Origin of the sequence: Fluviicola taffensis DSM 16823, from assembly GCF_000194605.1 — a bacterium.
Lineage (GTDB): Bacteria > Bacteroidota > Bacteroidia > Flavobacteriales_D > Crocinitomicaceae > Fluviicola > Fluviicola taffensis.
In genome coordinates, this window is sequence record NC_015321.1 from 2,308,355 (window position 1) to 2,330,231 (window position 21,877).

General features: G+C 36.4%; 14 protein-coding genes. 8 read left to right on the forward strand and 6 right to left on the reverse strand.

The annotated features are described in order from the left end of the window. Nucleotides 1-135: 135 nt before the first annotated feature. A complete protein-coding gene (locus FLUTA_RS10100; RefSeq protein WP_013686775.1) occupies nucleotides 136-3,735 on the reverse strand; it encodes a T9SS type A sorting domain-containing protein in 3,600 nt (1,199 codons plus the stop codon). Nucleotides 3,736-4,264: 529 nt separating this feature from the next. Here FLUTA_RS10100 and FLUTA_RS10105 point away from each other — a divergent pair. Then, nucleotides 4,265-5,050 (forward strand): SDR family oxidoreductase, encoded by a 786-nt coding sequence (locus FLUTA_RS10105; RefSeq protein ID WP_013686776.1) that lies wholly within the window; start codon nucleotides 4,265-4,267, stop codon nucleotides 5,048-5,050. Here FLUTA_RS10105 and FLUTA_RS20770 read toward each other — a convergent pair. Both FLUTA_RS20770 and FLUTA_RS10115 read right to left on the reverse strand, forming a co-directional pair. Then, on the reverse strand, nucleotides 5,042-7,441 hold the full coding sequence (locus tag FLUTA_RS20770; RefSeq protein WP_013686777.1) for a choice-of-anchor L domain-containing protein: 2,400 nt from the start codon (nucleotides 7,439-7,441) through the stop codon (nucleotides 5,042-5,044). The genes FLUTA_RS10105 and FLUTA_RS20770 overlap by 9 nt on opposite strands. A 119-nt stretch (nucleotides 7,442-7,560) precedes the next feature. Further along, nucleotides 7,561-9,399, reverse strand: coding sequence for an ABC transporter ATP-binding protein (locus FLUTA_RS10115; protein WP_013686778.1), 1,839 nt, complete (start codon nucleotides 9,397-9,399; stop codon nucleotides 7,561-7,563). A gap of 67 nt (nucleotides 9,400-9,466) precedes the next feature. On the opposite strand from FLUTA_RS10115, the gene rbfA reads away from it, so the two are divergent. Together rbfA and FLUTA_RS10125 are read left to right on the forward strand one after the other, a co-directional pair. Continuing rightward, nucleotides 9,467-9,802, forward strand: a complete 336-nt coding sequence (gene rbfA, locus FLUTA_RS10120) for a 30S ribosome-binding factor RbfA (RefSeq protein WP_013686779.1) — start codon at nucleotides 9,467-9,469, stop codon at nucleotides 9,800-9,802. 58 nt (nucleotides 9,803-9,860) lie between these two features. Continuing rightward, complete coding sequence (locus tag FLUTA_RS10125) at nucleotides 9,861-11,009, forward strand: ABC transporter permease (RefSeq protein ID WP_043023759.1); 1,149 nt, start codon at nucleotides 9,861-9,863, stop codon at nucleotides 11,007-11,009. Here FLUTA_RS10125 and FLUTA_RS10130 read toward each other — a convergent pair. Together FLUTA_RS10130 and FLUTA_RS10135 are read right to left on the reverse strand one after the other, a co-directional pair. Continuing rightward, entirely contained in the window at nucleotides 11,006-15,256 is a 4,251-nt protein-coding gene (locus tag FLUTA_RS10130; protein ID WP_013686781.1) for a PAS domain S-box protein, read from the reverse strand. The genes FLUTA_RS10125 and FLUTA_RS10130 overlap by 4 nt on opposite strands. Nucleotides 15,257-15,307: 51 nt before the next feature. Then, nucleotides 15,308-16,453, reverse strand: coding sequence for a 5-(carboxyamino)imidazole ribonucleotide synthase (locus FLUTA_RS10135; RefSeq protein ID WP_043023761.1), 1,146 nt, complete (start codon nucleotides 16,451-16,453; stop codon nucleotides 15,308-15,310). Nucleotides 16,454-16,604: 151 nt separating this feature from the next. On the opposite strand from FLUTA_RS10135, the gene hpt reads away from it, so the two are divergent. The 5 genes from hpt (at nucleotide 16,605) to crcB (ending at nucleotide 19,770) form a co-directional block, all read left to right on the forward strand. Continuing rightward, nucleotides 16,605-17,147, forward strand: coding sequence for a hypoxanthine phosphoribosyltransferase (gene hpt / locus FLUTA_RS21995; protein WP_013686783.1), 543 nt, complete (start codon nucleotides 16,605-16,607; stop codon nucleotides 17,145-17,147). Between the two features lie 11 nt (nucleotides 17,148-17,158). Next, nucleotides 17,159-17,731, forward strand: a complete 573-nt coding sequence (locus FLUTA_RS22000) for an adenylate kinase (protein WP_013686784.1) — start codon at nucleotides 17,159-17,161, stop codon at nucleotides 17,729-17,731. Between the two features lie 95 nt (nucleotides 17,732-17,826). Further along, on the forward strand, nucleotides 17,827-18,819 hold the full coding sequence (obgE, locus tag FLUTA_RS10150; RefSeq protein WP_013686785.1) for a GTPase ObgE: 993 nt from the start codon (nucleotides 17,827-17,829) through the stop codon (nucleotides 18,817-18,819). Further along, nucleotides 18,812-19,402 (forward strand): phosphatase PAP2 family protein, encoded by a 591-nt coding sequence (locus FLUTA_RS10155; RefSeq protein WP_013686786.1) that lies wholly within the window; start codon nucleotides 18,812-18,814, stop codon nucleotides 19,400-19,402. Before obgE ends, FLUTA_RS10155 begins: the two co-directional genes overlap by 8 nt. Beyond that, on the forward strand, nucleotides 19,402-19,770 hold the full coding sequence (crcB, locus tag FLUTA_RS10160) for a fluoride efflux transporter CrcB (protein WP_013686787.1): 369 nt from the start codon (nucleotides 19,402-19,404) through the stop codon (nucleotides 19,768-19,770). Before FLUTA_RS10155 ends, crcB begins: the two co-directional genes overlap by 1 nt. A 129-nt stretch (nucleotides 19,771-19,899) precedes the next feature. Here the strand turns inward: crcB and FLUTA_RS10165 are convergent, their stop codons facing one another. Then, entirely contained in the window at nucleotides 19,900-21,843 is a 1,944-nt protein-coding gene (locus FLUTA_RS10165) for a SpoIIE family protein phosphatase (RefSeq protein ID WP_148235425.1), read from the reverse strand. Nucleotides 21,844-21,877: the final 34 nt, after the last annotated feature.

Here is a 21,877-nt window from a genome sequence, read left to right on the forward strand (position 1 = left end):
AAATGTACCAAATGAATGGTCGATTTGCAATATAATGATCATAAAAAAGCCCCGAAGCAGATGTTTCCATTGCTTCGGGGCTTTTGTTTTATTACTGCGATAACGCTAGTATTTTATCAAAAGCAGCGCTTTTTCTTATTGAATAACTACACGGAATACTTTTTCAGCATTCTCAGTAGAAAGTTTGAAGAAGTATACACCTCTTTCAACTTCTTTTAAGTTTACTGTATTCGTTCCAGAAATAATTTCACTTCCAGATTGAATTGTACGTCCGTTGATATCTGTTACTGATAAGTTAAAGTTACCGTTTGCAAAAGTAGATTCGATGAATACAATTCCTGTTGATGGATTTGGATAAAGTTTCACTTCCTCCAAGAAAGCCATTTCTTCAATAGATAACCAGTTACAAGTTGAGGATACTGTTACTACAACATTTGCAGTATCATTCGGACAAACGCCGTTCCCAGAAATGTAATCGTAATTAAATTGTCCAGGGAATCCACCAGTTGTTATTTGAGAGTTTGGCATAGAAACATTTGAAGGATCATACCATTGACCATTCAAATCTGCATTTCCATTCAAACCAGCCAATAAATCAATTGGTTCGTTTTTACAAGCTGCGATTGTACCATCCATACCAGCATTTGACGGAGCGAAAATTTTCACTTGAGAAATAATCGAATCATACGCACAACCATCAACCACACGATATTCAAAATTGAACGTCGAAAATGCCAATCCATTTGAATTAAATGTTGAATCAGTAATACTTGCATTTACGCTAGGAATTGGAGAAGACCAAGTTCCACCATAACTATTCAAGTTGATAGTTGTTGCCAAATCCAAGACCTCACCAGAACAAATGTTTGTTACAGAATCTGCTGTTCCAGCCTCTAGTACAATTGGAGAAACTTTCAAGCTGAAGTTACCAGATGTAGCATCAAATTTATCATACATGATGTAATAAGTCGCTCCTGGAGTTAAAGAACAAACTGTAAAGTTTGGAGCTAAACTTGTTCCACCAATTGCATCATCATTTGCAGCTCGCAATGTAAATGTATTGAAGTCAGCACAGTTAGTTGCAGAATATACAGCAGCTTGCCCATTGTAAGGGATAGCAGTTGAATTGATTCTTACCGATCCCGAAGCTGGAGCTACGAAACTATACCAAAGTGTTCCATTCAAAGTGGAGTTCACCCAACCAGTTGTTGTTTGAGCGCCTGTTGCAGGAGGAGCAATAGTGCTTTCATTTGCGGAAACAGTTGCACCTGGACCAGCGTTGTTGAATGTATAAGTTTCGCCCAAGGTTAATAATTCTTGATTACAAACAAGGTCATTTGTTAGAGGCATCACAACTGTAAAAGGTCCTGTATATGCAGAAGTGTCTGTTGTACAAACTGCTTGTACGTATACTTGGTAAACACCTGATCCCATTAAGCTTGCATCATGAACTGTATCTGCAAAATTGATTCCATTTGCAGGAACAATTTCTCCAGAACCTAATGGAAATCCTGTCATTCCATATTGAATTTTGAACGATTGAATTGGATGTACGTTTTGTGCCCAGTTCCATACTAACTTCAATGAATCAGGAGAAGCTGTAGCTGATAATCCAGTTGGAAGGCTACATGCTGTTTGTTGCATTACAACTAATTTAAAATCTACAAAGTTTCCGTAAGGTGAAGGTCCACAAGCAGACGTAACAGTTGGTGACCAGCTATTAGACATACGTACACGGTAGTCACCTGCCATTTGAGAAGCAGGAATTGCAATTACGCCGTTATAACTACCTGTATATGTAGTTGTAGCCCAAATAGTTTCTCCCGCATCTGCAAAGTCACCATCATGATTCCAGTCTACCCAGCAATAGAAATAGTTCGTACCCGAAGATGCTACCATAGATACATTGACACTTGATCCAGGAAGTTGAACACAAGAAGTTGTACTGTAGTTATCCTGATATGCACTATAAGATGAACTTGTATGTACGAAATTTGAAATCGCACCTGTCGTAGTAATATTACTTAAGTAATAACTTGTACTACTTGCTCCAGCAGTAGGAGTACAAGGAGCGTTACAAGGACCTGTTACAACGATTGAAACCGTATTTGAGATCGTTGAATCTGCCGGACTACCAGCACATTTAACTGCTAATTCAAAGTTTGCATCCAAAGTTGCTGCATACGTATAAGAAGAATTTGTTGCTCCTGCAATAGGGCTTCCATCCTTATACCATTGATATGTAAAGTTATTTGATAGTACAGGGGTATAAGAAGAATTAAGTTGCACTAATGAACCATCACACGCGTTTACAGAACCAGCAGGCGTTATATTCACAGTTGTTGGAGTTCCAGTACATGCTGTCGGAGTACCTACAACTAATTTAAAATCTACAAAATTTCCGTATGCATTAGGTCCACATGGAGAAGAAACCGCTCCAATAAAGCTCGAGGCCATTCTAACACGGTAATCACCAGGTGCTTGTCCTGCAGAAACTGGGATAACACTATTGTAAGGAGTACCAACATAACCAGTGGTAGCAAACACAGCTTCCCCTGCATCAGAAAAATCACCATCATTGTTCCAATCTACCCAACCATGGAAATAATGTGTTCCTCCGCCAGTCACAGCTAATGATACATTTAGATTCGTACCTGGTAATTGGATAGCTGAAGCAGTAGTGTATGCATTGGAATATGCAGAGTAAGAAGCTGCTGTGTAAGCAACGTTCGTAATTCCTCCTGTAGAAGTAATGTTGTTGAGGTAATACGTAGTACTGCTAGCTCCTGCTGTTGGTGTACAGTAACATTGTGAAGGAGAGTTTTGTCCAACAGCAAGAATGTTCGTAGAATCAGAAGCTCCACCATTAGTACAAGTTACAATACAGAAATAATCTGTAGCAGCAGTTTGGTTATTTACAGTGTACGTCGTTCCAGTAGCACCAGCGATATTAGTAAATGTATTCATCCCCTGAGGAGAACTTTGCCATTGGTATGTGATACCTGTAGCTAAAGTAGCACCAGTAAGTGATACTGTAAATGGAACACTCGCACATGCGTTTCCAACACTTGCCGCAGCTGTTCCTGCTGTTGGCGTTCCAGCACAAGGAGGAGTCGTAAAAGTTAAGCGAACATACGGCTTGTTATTATTTACATCGGTAGTTACTTCTCCGCATTGAGATCCAGCACCATCATCTTGAATATGACGAGAACCATTTGTTATCCCCGTTTTTACGGTAACACCTCCGTAGGGAGATACATAAGGATTTGCTGGTCCTGTACAAATTTCAATTAAAATGTTCTGTACACCATCCCAAACAAAATTAACATCAAAAACGATGTCTGTCATTCCAACTGCAGGTGTATAGGCGAAAGCGTTCTTCACCACCATTGTAGGGGATGCATCGTGAGCAGCAGAGTTCGTAGCTGCAGTATGACCCATTCTAACCGTATAATTATCTAAAGTACCCGGAGCTTCAGTAACATCCCAAGCAAGCGCAGTTATTGGCATCCCAGGTTGTAATCCTGCAGCAGTCAATTCAGCAGCAGTGTAAACTACCTGGTATCGGATAGATTCAAAATGATCACTGATGGGATCAGCTCCAGTACCGTTAGTGTTTCCAGCAGTTCCTCCACTTGGCACAACATTGACTTGTACCTGTGAAAAACCATAGCCGAAGGTTAGTACGAATAGGAGCAATGGAAGCATCCTATTCAAATAGTAATTTTTCTTCATAAGTTATAATTTATATTCAAAACAAATGTAAAGAATTAACATATCAATAACATGTTTTTTTTTACTGTTTATTGATGTAACACTTTGAATTCCTTATCTGTGAATATTCGCTGATAGTTTGCGAACATCAACTAAACCCTTATTTTTACTGAGGGAGTTTGATTTTTAAATTCAAAATTTTGGGTTTTTATTAAATGATTGACATGTTAATATTTATATCAACTATTGTTTCAAATATTGATTAATCAACAAAACGCCAGTTAACAAATTGTGAGAAGACAAAAAAACAGGTTAATTCTAACAATTTAAGTTTTATTTTAAACATTTTTAAGTTGTAATTTATATCTTGGGATTACCTAGGTATCCTAATTTAACTTGAATGAGAAATTTCACCCTATTTACCTGAATCTCTAAAAAAACAGAAAGACTCTTCGCTTAAAAGTAGGTTGACCGAAGTGAAATAATTCCGTTATTAAAAATTTTGAAGTCTTGCATTTCATGGGTAACTAGAAATTGAATACTTTTGCTCATGATGAGTTTGGAAGGAAAAAGAGCCTTAGTTGCGGGAAGTACACAGGGAATTGGTAAGGCAGTTGCTTTGAAGTTAGCAGAAATGGGAGCAACTGTTGTTTTGTTGGCACGCAATGAAGAAAAATTGAAAACCGTAAAAGAGGAACTTCCTACAGTTGGAAATCAAATCCACGAATATTTAGTGGGAGATTTTACAAATCCTACAGAACTTAAATCCAAAGTTGATACCTTCTTGCAGACTGGTAAAACAATCGATATCTTAATCAACAATACGGGAGGTCCAAAAGCTGGCCCTATTATGGATGCCGATATCAGTGAATTTATCGCGGCATTTAATCAACACCTTATATGTAATCACATTCTTGTTCAAGCGCTTGTTCCAGGAATGAAGCATAATGGTGGAGGGAGAATCGTGAATGTTATTTCTACAAGTGTAAAACAACCGCTTCCAGGTTTAGGGGTTTCTAATACTATAAGAGGTGCTGTAGGAAACTGGAGTAAAACTTTGGCAAATGAGCTCGGTCCATTCAATATCACAGTAAACAATGTATTGCCAGGAGCAACAAATACAACAAGGCTTCAGGAAATTGCCTCGAATAAATCTGCCAAAACAGGAGATACCGTTGATACTATTTTTGATGAAATGGCAGATGAGTCACCGATGAAAAGAATTGCTAAACCAGAAGAAATTGCTGCTGCTGTTGCCTTTCTAGCGTCACCAGAAGCGAGTTATATCAATGGAATTAATATTCCTGTTGACGGAGGAAGAACGAAATCACTTTAATACATTGACATGCCCAATAAGCGTGTCTTCGATATTTGATTTACTGGTATACTTTATTTTATAGGTATACGTTCCGTCTGGCACCATTAAATCTTTATATGTTCCATCCCATTCCCAACGTGTGCTTGTAGAATGGAATACTAAAAGACCCCAACGGTCATAAATGAATACTTCCGTTGCTTTGATGTTAATCATAGAAGCCTTGAAAGTATTGTTGAATTGATTGCCATCTGGAGTGAATGTATTGGGAACATAAATCCAATATTCTTCTTGGATAGTAATTGGCTTCACAACTGTATCCTTACAACCAATGATATTGGTAGCAATTAATGTGACATAATAAGTTCCAGGAACATCGTACGTATTGTTAGGATGCACTAGTGTTGAAGACTGTCCATCTCCAAATTCCCACTCATATGTATTTCCTCCTGAAGTCAAATTTTGGAATGTTATTGGTAAGTCTTCAAAAAGAGTATGACTTGAGATTATAAAATCGGCAATTGGTTCAATAACATTTACCTTTGTACTTCCTTCTACAGTAAAAGTTTGACATTCATCTGAAACTGAAACCGTGTAAGTAGTTGTAGTATAGGGATGAACACTCACTTGTGGAGTTGTTTCTCCGCTGTGCAACCAATTATAGAAGTATTGACCATACCCACCCGTTGCACTAACACTTATTGAGACAGTATCTCCTGGACAAATCAATTGATCTGGCGACATGGTCAACACCAAAGGTGGACTTGTTATTACATACATCACGCTATCCAAAGCCGAAACGTCACATTGATCGGTAACCTTTATGTAGTACATGGTACTAGTACTTGGAATAACATCAACTGTATCATTTGTTCCTAGAACAGTTCCGTTTGCTAAGTGCCAAGAATAAACATAATTTCCAGCTCCGCCTGTAACTTGCACTGTTAATTCTTTTGGAACGTAAGGACAAATTTCAGTAATATCTGGTGTAGAAACTAAAACGATTGGTTGATAAATAGGAACAGTTACGATTGCTATTGCATTCACCGTTTGGTGTAAACAGGCATCTGTGACTGAAACAGTATAATTTTGAGTTGCAGGAGGATTCACAGTGATTGATTCTGTCGTTTCACCAGTGCTCCAAAGAATTGTATATGGACCCGATCCGCCCCCTGGAACTGCTGTCAGAACTGCATCATCTTGAGGACATAATTTATCTACAGAATTTACCGTTACCGTTACAGGTTGAATATCGCCAATTTGAAGATTAAGTATAAAAGGAGTTAAGTTTCCGCAAGCATCAAGAGTCTGAAAATCCAACATGATTGTTTCAATTCCCTCTGTAATTCCATCAGCGAAAGCATCAAAGTTAAAGGAAATTGAACTTTGACCAGGAGAGAAAGTAACCGAATTTGGAATATTAGTATAATCTACTCCTTCGGTAGCCGTACCTGAAACAATAATCGGAATGGTTAATGCTTGTGAAATGTTTTTTGTTCTGTTAAGTGTAACGGTTGTAGTTACACAACCTTCAGCCATGGTCTTACCATCATTAAACGGATCTGACGACATGGTATATTTGATTTCAACAGGAGCTTTTGACGTTAAGCTATTTGCTTCTAGAAAAATTCCAGAATCATAGATTGGATCTTTAGCATCGGCAATTGCAATAATAAGATGATAAGTTTGACCGCATTGAACTTTTGAAACAGCTTCCAATACTTTGGTAAATCCATCGTATTGAATGTAATTAGATGAACTGTTGTATGGAGCTTGCGATCCATTTCCGTTTGGAACAAAATAAGCTGGATTTACAGCAGGAGAAGGTCCCCCACCAACACCGCCAGTTCCAGGATTTCCATTGTTAACGTTGTTGATGGTAACAGTTGACCCATTGGGAAGCTTTGCCATGTTTTGAGTTCCACCAGGAATTCCTGGCCCTGAAATGAAAAAAGCAAAAGCATCATTAAATTCTGTTCCTACGAATTCAGGGTATTCTTCCGATCCAAATACATATTTAAAACGAACAGTATCTGAATAAGGAACGAAATCGAATTCTAAAATTGATGCATTAAAAGTTTGAGCACCTGCTTGACCATTCAATGCTGAAAATCCAGGTTTGTTGTTATCCATACCAGAATTTGCCGAATTATTTGGACCTTGAGGACCATCACCATTATTGAGAATAGTTCCTGTTGTAAGAATAACACCTGAATTAATACCTAGATTAGTTCCTGCAGCTGTAAATCTTCCGATTGCAGTTGTACCTCCATTAAAAACAATGTTTGAAACGGTTACCCCAGGACCGAGAAGCGTGTTTTGAACCAATGAAGCGGCACTTTGCGGCGTAGTAACCAATTGGCTAATCGCTGAAAAGGGGAGAAGAATTAATATAATCCAAAATAGCTTCATATGTATAATAACGTCCTTGTAAAGGAATGGTTGTTTTCACAATGCAAAAAGTGAACCAAAATGGAAATGTAATGATTAAACGGTATTAATCAATGATTTATCCGTGAAAAAATCCTAAATTATTGAAAGATTCCTTGCAAGCCACATAAGTTTGCGTAAGTGCCACCCAATGCAATCAACTCTTGATGTTTACCTCGTTCAATAATTTGTCCTTTAGATAAGACTAAAATTTCATCTGCATTAATAATTGTGCTCATGCGATGTGCAATAATCAAAGAGGTTCTATCTTTCATTAATTCATCCAATGCTCCTTGAACAATGCGTTCGCTTTCTGTATCCAAAGCAGATGTTGCTTCATCTAAGATTAAAATAGAAGGATCTTTCAATACAGCTCTTGCAATACTTAATCGTTGTTTTTGACCTCCAGAAAGTTTGTTTCCTCGCTCTCCAATAACTGTATCATATCCATTTTCTAGTTGTTCGATAAATGAATGTGCATGCGCAATTTTTGCTGCTTGAATAATGCTTTCCATCGTAACATCTTCTCTACCAAAAGCGATGTTATTGCGAACTGTATCGTTAAATAAGATAGATTCTTGGGATACAATTCCAATGTTTTTATGCAAATCTTCTAACTTGAATTCCTTCAAGTTGATTCCATCAATAAAAATGGATCCTTCGGTTACGTCATAAAATCGTGGAAGTAAGTCTGCTATTGTTGATTTCCCACTGCCTGATTCTCCTACTAATGCAATTGATTTCCCCCGTTGTAGTTTGAAATGGATATTCTTGAGTACAAATTCATCTTTATATTTGAAACTAACATTTTCAACTGAAATTTCAGATTTTAAGGTGTTTAGGTCTTTTGCATTTTCTTGTTCTAAGATTACTTCTTCCGTATTCAAGATTTCGTTGATTCGGTCTAGGGAAGGTTCTGCTTTGTTTAAATTCCCCACAGCAGTAGCAATTCCTTGAATAGGCCTTAATAGTTGGGAGAAGACAATAATGAAGGTGATAAATTCTGCTCCGCCAAGCATTCCATCGGAATCATCAAGAATCATTATTCCACCAAACCAAACTAAGCAAATCATAACAGTTGCTCCTAAGAATTCATTCAGAATTGGAGATAAATCCCCACGTCTAAAAGTTCCAGTATTCAATTGTTGAAGTCTTAAATTTACTCCTTTGAATCGTTTCGTGATAAATGGAATGGCATTGAAAGCTTTGATGACTTTTATTCCACTAATGGATTCTTCCAAAATCGAAAAAACCAAACTTGTTTGTTCTTGTCCTGCTTTCGCGGTTTTCTTCAAGCTCTTTCCAATGCGAGAAATTACAAAGGCAGAAATTGGAAGTAAAACAAATGAAATAAGTGTTAATTGAGGACTGATATAGATTAATGATGCAATAGAAACCAAGATAGCAAAGGGTTCTCTGAATACTAACTCGAGGATTGCAATAACAGCTAATTCTATTTCACGAACATCGCTGTTAATACGTGCCATCAAATCTCCTTTTCGTTGTTCGGTATAAAAACTTAAGGGAAGTCTCATTGCTTTAGCGAATAATTGATCCCTTAAATCGCGAACAACTGCCATCCTTAATTGAGATTGATGCCAAACGGCGCCATAGCGGAATACATTTTTGAGGAAAAAAGCGCTAACAACAGAAATACAGACGAAGAGTAATGCGTCTTTGGGATTTTCTTTCACCATTTCATTCATGGTATAATTGTACCAATCTTTGCAATAGGTGAAAAAATTGATAAATCCTCCGCTATAATTTGGTTTTACTAGACTTACTGCATCATTTACCTTAAAAATCAGCTGTAGAAAGGGGATAAATAAAACCAATGATAATAAATTAAAAATCACGTACAACAGGTTGTAAATGATTGTCAATATGGCTGGAACCTTATAAGAAAAGGTGTATTTATAAAATGCGACTAATGATTTCATGTAGTACAAAGATATGTTTTTGTTGTTCTTTGTGGTTGAACGAGTTTACAATTCTTAACTTTGCACTATGAGTTCAATTAGACAAAACCGAATTGAGGGTGTAATTCAAGAAGAATTGGCTACTTATTTTCAACGAAATACACAAGAGATTTGCTTGGGTGCAATGGTTAGTGTTACTATCGTTCGAGTGACTTCTGATCTATCTTTGGCGCGTATCTACCTTTCTGTTTTTATGGGTCCAGATAAACAAGAAGTTTTGAAAAATATCCAAGTAAATTCAAAAAAAATTCGGGGCGAAGTAGGAAATCGCTTGAAGAATATGCACAAAATTCCAGAGCTTTTATTCTACATCGATGATTCCTTAGATTACGCTGAGACGATCAATAAATTGTTGAAAGATTAAAATTCCATTTTTCATAGCGCGAAGATACCTTCGACATACTCGGAAACAACGTAATCTGGTGAATTGGATTACGTGGATTTCAGTAGTTGGAATTGCGGTAATTACTGCCGCATTGGTCATTATTTTATCCGCTTTTAATGGTATTGAGCAAATGGTTTCCAAGCTGTATTCAGATTATGATCCAGCTATAACAATGCGTTCATTGGAAGGAAAAACCTTTGATTCAACAACAGTAAATATAGAATCTCTTCGCAAAATACCTGGCGTAGTTTCAGTTTCTAAAGCCATCGAAGAAACGGTCATCATTAAGCATGGAAAAAAATGGGTGAATGCCCGAATGATTGGAGTAGACCTTTCTTTTGTTGAAGCTTGTAAATTGGATAAACATTTAGTTGATGGTTATCCTTATTTGGAAGAAAATGGAGAACCTACAGGAGTAATTGGCGCTAGTTTGTTGGATAAAATAGATGGTTACATTTCTGAATTAGACGGACACGAAGAATTAATGCTTTATACTCCTTTGAGAGACGCTTCAATTGCTCGATTGAAAAGCCCGTTTAAAGTTTCGCCTTTGAAAATTGTTGGTAGAATGAATTACAATAAGGATGTAAACATGTCTGACTTATTAGTTTCTATTCAATATGCCCAAATTCAATTGAATTATGAAGATGACATTACAGCGATTTATTTTCAGATAAAGAAGGAGAACATTGATGAGGTAAAAGCAATCCTTTCTCAAAAATTCGAAAAAAAATTTCAATTCAAAACGGCGGCAGAAAAGAATGAATTGATTTTTAAAACGAGTGAAAGCGAAAAGAAAATCGTGGTGCTTATTTTATTATTCATCTTTGTATTAGCAGCTTTTAATTTAGTCGCATCATTGAATATGCTCTTTATCGAAAAGAAAGAGAACATTGAAACAATGGAGCGCTTTGGGGCAAGCAAACGATTTATTTTCCAGATATTTTTTATTGAAGGATTATTGATTTCAGCGATGGGAATTCTCATTGGGCTTATTTTAGGTATCGGGGTTTGTTATGCCCAAATAAATTGGGGATTCGTTCAGATGCCTAATACGGGAGGCGAAATATTCCCAGTAATTCTTCGGGTGAAGGATATTCTATTTATTCTAGGAACAGTGATCGTTCTAAGCACTTTATCTTCTTACTTTCCTGTCAGATACTTGGTCCGAAAAACAATTCGTTAGCTTTTCTTTTTTGGGATGTATTTTTTAAGTCCAATTACTGTGATATCATCGGTTTGTTCATGGCCCTCAGACCAATTTGACCACGCATTCTCAAAGTATTTTTTCTGCAAAGGCATTGATTCAATTTTGACTTGTTCGAGCAATTCTTTCACACGTTTGAAGGAGAATTTTTTATTTCGAATCGATCCGAATTGTTTTTGAAAACCATCCGTAATTAAATAAATTTGATCATCATCTGCGAGTGTAATACTGTTGTTCTCGTAGATGACAACTTCTGCTTCTACCTCTTTTTTTGTAGAGCGATAGAGGATAAAATCGGTTGGAGTTGTGTGAATTAATGCCACACCACTTGTTGCAAATTGAATCGTATCATTTTCAAAAATAGTGACTAGTGCATCCAAGCCCTCATTCGTTAATGGATTTCCTTCATGTTGAAGAAGTTTGTGCAATTCATTGTTCAAATCGTTTAGAATTTTAGCAGGATCATGAATGTTTCGCTCAATGACGAATTGATTTAAGAGATTAATCCCTAAAATGGTCATAAATGCACCTGGAACACCGTGTCCTGTGCAATCTGCCAATACTAAGATCAATTTATCTTCAATTTGGTAGGACCAATAGAAATCACCACTCACGATATCTTTTGGTTTAAAGACAATGAAATAATCCTGAAAATAACTTCCTATTTCAGTAGCTTTTGGTAATAAACTATATTGAATCCTTTTGGCAGAATTGATACTGGACGTAATGTCTTTGTTTTGTTGCTCGATGAGCAATTCATTGGCACGTTTTTCTGTAATGTCGCGAGCAAGTGCCGTAAATCCAATGATTCGTTTTCTTGAGCCTGGTTCAAATACAATAGAAGCGTTTTGTCCGAGCCAAACAATTCTTCCTTCTTTTGTTCGAATAGGAAATTCTAAATAGGTGTTTTGAATGCGGTTCAAAAACTGATTACTGAAAAACTCTTTGACTATTTCGCGGTAATCTGGAAGTACCACGCTCATGGAGTTTTTTCCGATCAAATTCTCGTTTCGATAACCAAATACGCGACTACTCATCTCATTAACATAGGTGAAATTTCCGTCAATGTCTGTATTGAAGATCATATCATTTGCATTTTCAACCAATGATTGATAATTCGTTGTAAGAGTGAGCTTTTCGGTGACATCTTGCCCCATAATAACACGAACTGAATCAGAGAAATACTTGCAAGACCACTCAATCCAAATAACCTCACCCTTTTTGTTGTACATAGGAACAAGGAATATTTTTCCATCGGAGAACTCATCCCCCAATGAAAATTCACGCATTTCTGCAGAAACAACAATTGGATTCAATGTGGAAAGTGATTTGCCCACAATCATGTTCGAGTCAATATGCAATAAACTTGACAAGTTTTTGCTACAATAGGTAATTATTCCTTTTTGATCGAAGGAAATGGCCATCATATTTCCTTTATTTAGGATGTTACTTACAAAAAACAGCTTCTCTAGGGAATCATTTCTTAAATAAGTTACCATCACTGTTAATGCGGAAGAAACCCCAATCGTCAGTACAAAAAGCACCCCATTGTATATCGGTTTCTCTATCCATAAGAGCATCAATACAGAAATAAAGATCTCCAGAAGACAGATGATGATGATTGAACGGATATTGTTCAGTAAATAAGGCAATGCGCTTGAAACCAATATAATTGCTACTATCGGATAAGAATGAATATTGGTAATGAAAAGGATGTAGAAGAACTGTACGAAGAGAACCATCAATGATAAATACAGACTTAGATTGTTGATGTAATCCAAACGATTCCGCCTTGCTGTAATGCGGTGTATAAAGTAACCAAGCATTAGAATAGAACTTGCAACAATATTTACAGTAACATGAGCCAGGGCTTCATCAACGAAGTAGTAAATAATGATTCCTACAAGGACGTTTGTAATCGAAGCAAATAGGAGTAATTTTGGAATAAAACGCGGATCTAATGAATTGTAACTGATTTCATATAAATTCACCCGCATTCCAGTTCTCGTCCATTCTAAATAAGCGATATTTAAAATTCCAAGGATTAAAATAATAATTAGAATAAACCACTTAGATTGCCAGGCAGGTGTGTGAGCGGTAATAGGATAAAGGGTAGTTTCTGAAAAATTGATTCCATCAAACGTTGATTTCACCTCCAAATTGTAAGTCCCATTTTCCAATTCAGGCATTTTCATTTCTGAGGTACTCGTAAGTTTCTGCCAAGATTTGTGGAATTTATCTATTCGATAGTGATATTCTAATCCTTTGTTTTTGGCTAGAATCGTTTTGAAGGTTAGGTATTTTCCATTATCAACATCTCGAATAACCCCATTTTGAAACAATCGGCCTTTCAGAATGATTGGTTTTGGAGGAACAGGGTAATTTTGGAGTATTTCGGTGTTGATTAAGAAAAGACCTTCGGAAGTTCCAACATAACAGATATTGTTGTCTTGGAAAGTTGCTCGCATATTGGTTTCGTATCCCAAAAAACCGTTGGTTTCATTGTAGTCTTTGTTATAGATGACCTTGGCTTTGTTGTTCACCTTTAAAATATGAATCCCTAGGTTGGTTCCAAGAATTAAATGGCCAGATTTATCAGAGGAAAGTGTATAGAATAAAAAGGAAGGTAATAGCTTGCGATCAGTTATTTTGGTTAGGTTATGATTTCGATCAATTCCTGCGATACCACGATCTAATGTAAACCACAAATTGCCATAAATATCCTTCGTTGAATTGCCCGTATAAGAACCAATCTCGTTGAATGCCTTTAAATGTATTAACTTGTTTGATTGCAGATTCAATTTTTTGACACCTTCATTCGTGCCAAAATAGATAAATTTACCATCAGCAGATACTTGGCCGCAGTAATAACAATCAGCACTTTTTTTGATTGTTATTTTAGTGGATATTTTCGATTGAGGATCATACTTGAAAAGCCCTTTTCCGACAGGCGCGAACCACAATTTTTTTCCATCCCAAATAGCAAATCGGATATTTTCACCCTTTTGATTTGGAATGCTTGAAGGAATTATTTCATGATTTTTGAATTCATAAATTCCATCATTTGTGCAAATCAATGTTCCGAGTGGACACTCTAAAATATGGTTGGCTGTTAATTTAGTTTTTAATTGATAATTATTGGCTGTGAGATTTCCAAAATGAATGCCCTGATTCCCACTAGAAATAAGTAATTCGTTTTTCTTTGTCTTGAAAACATGTGTAATTAATTTATTCTCAAAAATGGGATTCAATTTCAGTTTCGTAAAGGGCTCCACACTTACTTTGGTAATACCTTGAGAAGTGTTTAACCAATAATCTCCAGATGCGTCAATGAATAATTGTGAAATTTCTGCTAAATTTTGATCGTAGTTCCGTTCAATTTTAGTCAGTTTATTCCCTTTGATTTCAAAAAGATCATTTTCTGTGGTATTGAAAAGAATCAATTCATTTTTTGAAGTAATATTCTCAATGGCTTGTTCTGCAAATTTGAAATTGGTAGCCTCTTTCGTTTGGCGAATGATTGTTCCATTCTCCCCAAAGAAATAAGAATATTTGAAGGTTCCTTCTTGATTATAAAGATTCAGCTTTTTATCCTGATAAGAAGCCATTTTGAAGGTCGTATTTCCGGAATTAACCCATTTACTAAGCTTAACAACTTCATGAGAGTTGATAAAATAGGATTCTTTATCCGTAAATAGAACAGATCCGTTTGGAACTTCTAGTAGTTCAATACAGCGGGTAATTGAGCCAGAAGGATAACTCTTTTTTAAAAGGACTTTGCCTTTCAGATCAATAATTATGATTGAATTTTTGCAGATTACTGAAATATTTTTTTGGCACCTGCTAATTCTCAACACTTCCCCATTTACATCTAAATTCTGTTTGTAAATAGAATGAATTTCGTTGTTGTAATACCTAAGAACTCCTTGGTATAAGGTTGAAAAATAAACTTCGTTATTGATTTGTAAGATTCCTGTAACATGATAGGGTCTATCCAATCCTTTGGGAGGATGAATGGATTCAAAGCTAGTTCCATTAAAGCGTACAATACCGTCACCATCCGTACCAATTAACAAATATCCCAATTCATCTTGCGTTGTGCTAAGAGTTGAAGTGATTTTTAATCCGTCTCGGTGATTGTACTCCCTGAAAGTATGTAACTGCGCATGGAGCTTCAGACTTACTACGAGAAGAGAGATTAAGGAAAGAAATATACGTAGTTTCAAAAGTTCTAAAATAGAAACCCAAATGTAGCAATTCTAGAGGAATAAATGAATTTAAGCTTTGATTTTTAATTCCTTAGCAACGCTTCTGCCTGTGCTTTTTAAAACCTCTAAATCTGGCCCATAAATAGTTACATGACCCATTTTGCGAAATGGTTTGGTTGTTTGTTTACCGTATAAATGCACACTGACACCTTCTTTCGCAATTACATTTTCTAAATTTTCGTACTTAGCAATTCCTTCAAAACCAGGTTCACCTAATAGATTGATCATCACTCCCGGTGTAATTAGTTTGGTAGAACCAAGTGGAGAATTCACAATGCTTCTAAGATGCTGTTCGAACTGGGAAGTATAGCAACATTCTATGGTATGATGACCACTGTTGTGTGGACGTGGAGCAATTTCATTAATCAACAATTGATTTTCCTTTGTCAGGAAAAACTCTACAGCTAGTATTCCAACCATATTCAAGGATTGAATGACTTTTAATGCAATTTCACGAGCTTCCTTTTCAACTTCTTGTGAAACCTCTGCTGGGGCGAATAGAAATTCCACCAAATTTATTTCAGGACTGAATTCACATTCTACAGTTGGGTAAACAACACTTTCCCCTGTTTCGTTGCGGGCTACTATTACAGCAAGTTCCTTGGTAAATGGAACCAATTGTTCGATTAAAAAAGGAGTGTCGATGAGGTTCTCCAAATCAGTGGTAGATTTGATGATTTGAACTCCTTTTCCATCATATCCTCCTTTTCGCCATTTCAGCACATAAGGAAACGGAAGGTTTTTAGCAAGTAATTCTTCTTTACCTGAAATTAATCTGAAATCGGCAGTTGGAAGTCCGTTTTTTTGATAAAATTCTTTTTGCAATCCTTTATCTTGAACAATTGCTAATACAGCAGGTTGGGGAAAAACCTTGATTCCACGACCCTCCAATTCATGTAAAGCTTGTACATTGACATGCTCAATTTCAACTGTCACAACATCTTTATCCAATCCAAATTGAAGAACGGTATCGTAATCTTGCAAGGAACCATGTTGGAAGGAAGTTGCCAAGTGTTTACAAGGGGCATCAGAGTCGGGGTCTAAACAATGAACATGTACATCATAATTCAAAGCTTCTTGAATAAACATTCTTCCAAGTTGGCCTCCACCAAGCATTCCAATTTTAAAGGCGTTTCCGTTCCATTGCTTTTTCATGGCACAAAGATAGGTCCTTTTAAACATATAACATAGACTATCATTTCCCTTAAATTCATCCAAAATTATTGCGACATTGCTATTTCTTTGTCATTTAAGCCAATAATTGGTTCGAAAACCCTACTTTTGCACTTTACAATTTGATAACAAAGTGCTTCAACTGAACGATAAAACATTCGAGATATTTATCCCAAAAGAAGATATTCAAGCAGAAATCTCCTCCTTAGCAGCTAAGTTGGAACAAGATTATGCGGGAAAAGAAGTAGTTTTTATTGCCGTGCTGAATGGAGCATTTATGTTTGCTGCTGATTTGATGAAAAATTTCCGAAATCCATGTGAAATTACCTTTGTGAAAGTAAGCAGTTATCAAGGAATGCATTCTTCAGGTAGAGTGGATGAAGTGATAGGATTAAATACATCTATCAAAGATAAGCATGTAATAATCATTGAAGATATTGTGGATACAGGAATTACCATGGAGAAGCTTTTTACGCTTTTATCTGGTGAGAAGCCCGCAAGTCTTGAAATTGTCACTTTGTTATACAAACCAGAAGCATTTAAAGGAAAACACACCCCAACATATATCGGTTTTTCGATTCCAAATAAATTTGTTGTCGGCTACGGCTTAGACTACAATGAGTTAGGTCGAAATACGGAACACATTTATCAACTAAAGGGAGAAGTTTCCCGTTAAAAGAAAAACGTATGTTGAATATTGTATTATTTGGCCCTCCAGGAGCGGGAAAAGGAACACAATCTGAGAGATTAATCGCAAGATACAATCTCGTACATTTATCTACCGGAGATATTTTCCGTGCCAACATTAAAGGTGAAACCGAATTGGGATTGCTCGCAAAAAGTTACATGGATCAAGGAAATTTAGTTCCAGATGAAGTAACCATTAATATGCTGAAAAGCGAGGTTTTAAAGCAGGAAAATGCGAAAGGATTTATCTTTGATGGATTCCCAAGAACCAATGCTCAGGCTCAGGCTTTAGATACATTTTTGGCTTCAATTAATACGGAAATTACACGGATGATTGGACTTGAAGTTGCCGAAAATGAATTGAGAGAACGGTTGAAAAAACGTGCGGAAGTTAGTGGAAGACCTGATGATGCAAACCCGGATGTAATCCAAAACAGAATCAATGTTTACAAGAATGAAACGGCACCTGTGAAAGATTACTACCAAAAACAAGAAAAATACATTGCAGTAGATGGTATTGGAAGTATCGATGATATTTCCGATAGATTGTTTGCTGCGATTGATCATATTTAGTCAAAAAAAATTCGTAACTCGTTAACCGCATTCGAACAGAGTGCGGTTTTCAAGTCTTATGAAGTTTCAAATTTTCACAATAAAGCAACAGCAACATGGCATCAGATAACTTCGTCGATTATGTAAAAATTCACTGTACTTCAGGAAATGGTGGAGGTGGTTCGGCGCATTTTCGCCGTGAAAAGTACATTCCTCAAGGGGGGCCTGATGGAGGAGATGGAGGCCGTGGTGGACACATCTACCTTCGTGGAAACAAGCAGTTGTGGACATTGTTACATTTGAAATTTCAAAAACACATGAAGGCTGGTCATGGAGAACATGGTTCTGGCCAATTGCAAAAAGGATCTCAAGGTGAAGACAAGTATATCGAAGTTCCACTTGGGACCATTGCTCGAGATGCTGAAACTGGAGAAGCTTTATTTGAAATAACAGAAGATGGAGAGGAAAAAATCTTGGTTCCAGGAGGAAGAGGTGGTTTAGGAAACGACCACTTCAAATCGTCGACTTATCAAACGCCACGTTTTGCCCAACCAGGTGAGCCGGGTAGAGAAAATTGGATGGTGCTAGAGATGAAAATTTTGGCAGATATCGGGTTAGTTGGTAAACCAAATGCTGGAAAAAGCACCTTGCTTTCTGTGTTATCTTCTGCTAAACCAGAAATTGGAGATTATCCGTTTACAACACTACGTCCGAATTTAGGAATCGTGAAATACCGCGATTATCGTTCGTTTGTGATGGCTGATATTCCTGGAATTATTGAAGGGGCACATGAAGGAAAAGGATTGGGATTGCGTTTTTTGCGTCACATTGAACGGAACTCTTGTTTGCTCTTTATGATTCCTGCTGATGCAGACGATATTCACGAAGAATATAAATTGTTGCTCAACGAATTGAAACAATACAATCCTGAATTATTGCACAAAGAACGCTTGCTTGCAATTACCAAATCTGATATGTTGGATGATGAGTTACAGGCTGCGATTAGTAAAGATTTGCCCAAGATTCCGTATGTATTCATTTCTTCTGTTGCTCAACAAGGACTTACGGAATTGAAAGATATGATTTGGACCCATTTGAATCATGTTTGATTATCTGGAATCCATAGATAGAAGCATTGTTCTAGCCGTGAATGGTTGGAATTCTCCTTTCTTAGATCAATTCTTTTGGATCGTTACCAAAACGATTACATGGATTCCGTTTTATTGCTTGCTTCTTTACTTCATTTGGAAAAATTACGGGTTTAAAACCACACTTATTTTTCTAGGAATGGCTTTGTTAATGGTCGTCATTGTGGATAGTACCACAACGATGCTATTCAAAGATACGATTCAAAGATACCGGCCTTCGCATAATTTACTCTTGGAAAATAAATTGCATTTTTATCATAAGAATAATGGAGAGTTATACGTTGGCGGAAAATATGGTTTTTTCTCCTCTCATGCTTCCAATAATGCTGCAGTAGCTTTACTCAGTTGGTTCTTTTTACGCAAAATTTATCCGCAACTAAAATGGATTTTAATCTTCACCGTTGCTTTAATTAGTTTGAGTCGAATTTACTTGTCAGTCCATTATTTATCTGACATACTTTGTGGAATTATTTGGGGATGTTTATGGGCTTTTGTATTTTGGAAGGGTTATAATAGGTTTTTTCAAATCAGAAACGAAGTGTGATGAATGCGTTTTATGTTTTCTTGGGGGGTGGAATAGGGGCGTTAATGCGTTTCGGATTGACGTATTTAATTCAGAAATTCCCAAAATCAAGTTTTCCGATAGCTACACTTTCTGCTAATGTAATAGCATCGCTCTTATTGGGCTTTTTTATCGCGCTAATTATCAAAATGAAAGGGCCTCAAGCAGATTCTTTTCACGCATTTTGGATTGTTGGTATTTGTGGGGGATTTAGTACGTTTTCAACCTTTGCAAAAGAAAACTTGGAATTGATGGAACGCGGTCAATGGATCATTGCCATTTTAAACATTTTAATCTCCGTGTCTTTTTGCATTGCGATGGTTTATTTGGGAAGAAAAATGACGATTTAAAAGTTCAATAAAAGTTCAATAAAAGTTCAATAAAAGTTCAATAAAAGTTCAATAAAAGTTCAATAAAAGTTCAATTTTACTTAAACACCTTTGAACCCTTTGAACCCTTTGAACCCTTTGAACCCAAAGTCACAACTCCATTCCAAATACACAAATATCATCCACCTGCTCCAAGTTGGCTTTCCACTGCGTAAATGTATTCTTCAACGTATTGTACTGCTCTTTTTCAGAATGTTTACTCGTATTCAAAAGTAATTCTTTGAGTTTGCTGTATTTGAATTTTTTCCCTTTTTCCCCACCAAATTGATCGGCATATCCATCAGTAAAAAGATACAACCAATCACCTATTTGATGAGGTAAAAAATGCGTTTTGAAAAGATTGGTTCGTATTCCATTTCCAACGGGCATTTTATCATACGGTAATTCAATGATTTCTTCATTACGAATGATTAGAGGTCCATTGTTTGCGCCTGCATAATGAATTTCATTCGTCGCCAATTCCAACGAAAGAATGATTCCATCCATTCCGTCAAAATGCTTGTCTTGATCGAGATTTTCAATCAATCGATTCCGCACGAAATCAAGAATAATACCAGGTTCTACAAGCTGTTTTTCGGTAATGGCTTCATTTAAAAAGTTGATATTCAGCAAGCTCATAAATGCCCCCGGAACTCCATGACCTGTACAATCACATACCGCTAAGAAGAAATGGGTTTTGGTTTTAATTGCCCAGTAGAAATCCCCTGAAACGATATCTTTTGGCTGAAAAAGTACAAAGTGTTTTTTTAAATTGGATTGTAGGAGCTGATCATTCGCTAAGAGTGTGTATTGAATGCGTTTGGCGTAATTAATACTGCTCAAGATTTCCTTTTGTTTCTCTTCAATGATGGTGTTTTTTTGAGCCAGTAATTGGTTTGTTTTATTCTTGTTTCTGTTTGATCTCCAGAGAATAATCCCAACACCAACAAATAAAAGACCTAAGAATCCGAAAGCCCAAATCAAGGATTGTTTTCTACCTAATTCACTCTTGTTTAAGGCATTTGTTTTACTCAATAATTGAATTTCAGCATCTTTTTTTTCTGTTTTGTACTGTTCCTCAATAGAGAGTAATTGTTGGTTGCTTGTAGCATTGAAAACACTGTCTTTATACTGCAGATGCATTTTTAAGGCTTCTACAGATTGTTTATACTGATTGGTTTTATCGTAAGCTTCTGACAATGCCTTGGAGATGTCCGAAATGTCATCGTTTGATTTGTCTTCTAGTGCAAGATCAAGTGCAATTCTAAACGGATTGATTGCTTCTTTGTATTTTTTCACTTCCATCAATTGATAGCCAACTTCTAAATAATATCCCAATTTAGCATAGTTGTTTTCACTCAACAAAATATTTTTTTTGGAAGCTTGGAGCAATCTTTCGGCATCGGTGTATTGCTTTAGTTTTCGGTAATTTGTTGCAATATTTACCCGAATAATGCCACTTGCTAAATGATTTTTAATTGAATCAAATTGAACCAATGCTTTGTAATTCCAAACATTAGAAGCTTCGTAGTTGAAGCTACTCGTGTAATAGTTTCCTAACCCCGTGGCACCAACAGCCATTGTCATTGGATTTTTGAGCTTCTTTCCAATTTCATAACACTTTTGATAACTTTCTTTCTGTTTGGCGGAAATATTTAAACCGAGATAAGTATTGCCCATTAAACTGTAAGTAGTTCCTAATAAATGAGTAAGTGGAATTTGCTTTAATTGCTTTTCAGCAATGATTTCATATTTGAGTGCATGTGAGTATTTGCCAATATTGTTGCATTTATTTCCGATGAATATGGCAACTTGAGCAATGTGTCGGTGGTTTTTAGTGAAAGCAATGAGTTCGTAAAGCTTTTCAGCATGTACACTTAAAGGATCTGCTAATCCCTTGTCTGTTTTTAATTTTTCAAGGTATTGATTGACACTGACTGTGTCCGTAGGATTTCGTTTAATTTTCGCTAATAAGTTTTCATAAGTACTTATGGATTGCGCAAAACTAATTGTGCTAATACAGAGTATCAGTTGAATAAGCAATAATGGTCTCAAGGTGTTCAATTTCAATACTCTGTAAATTTACTGT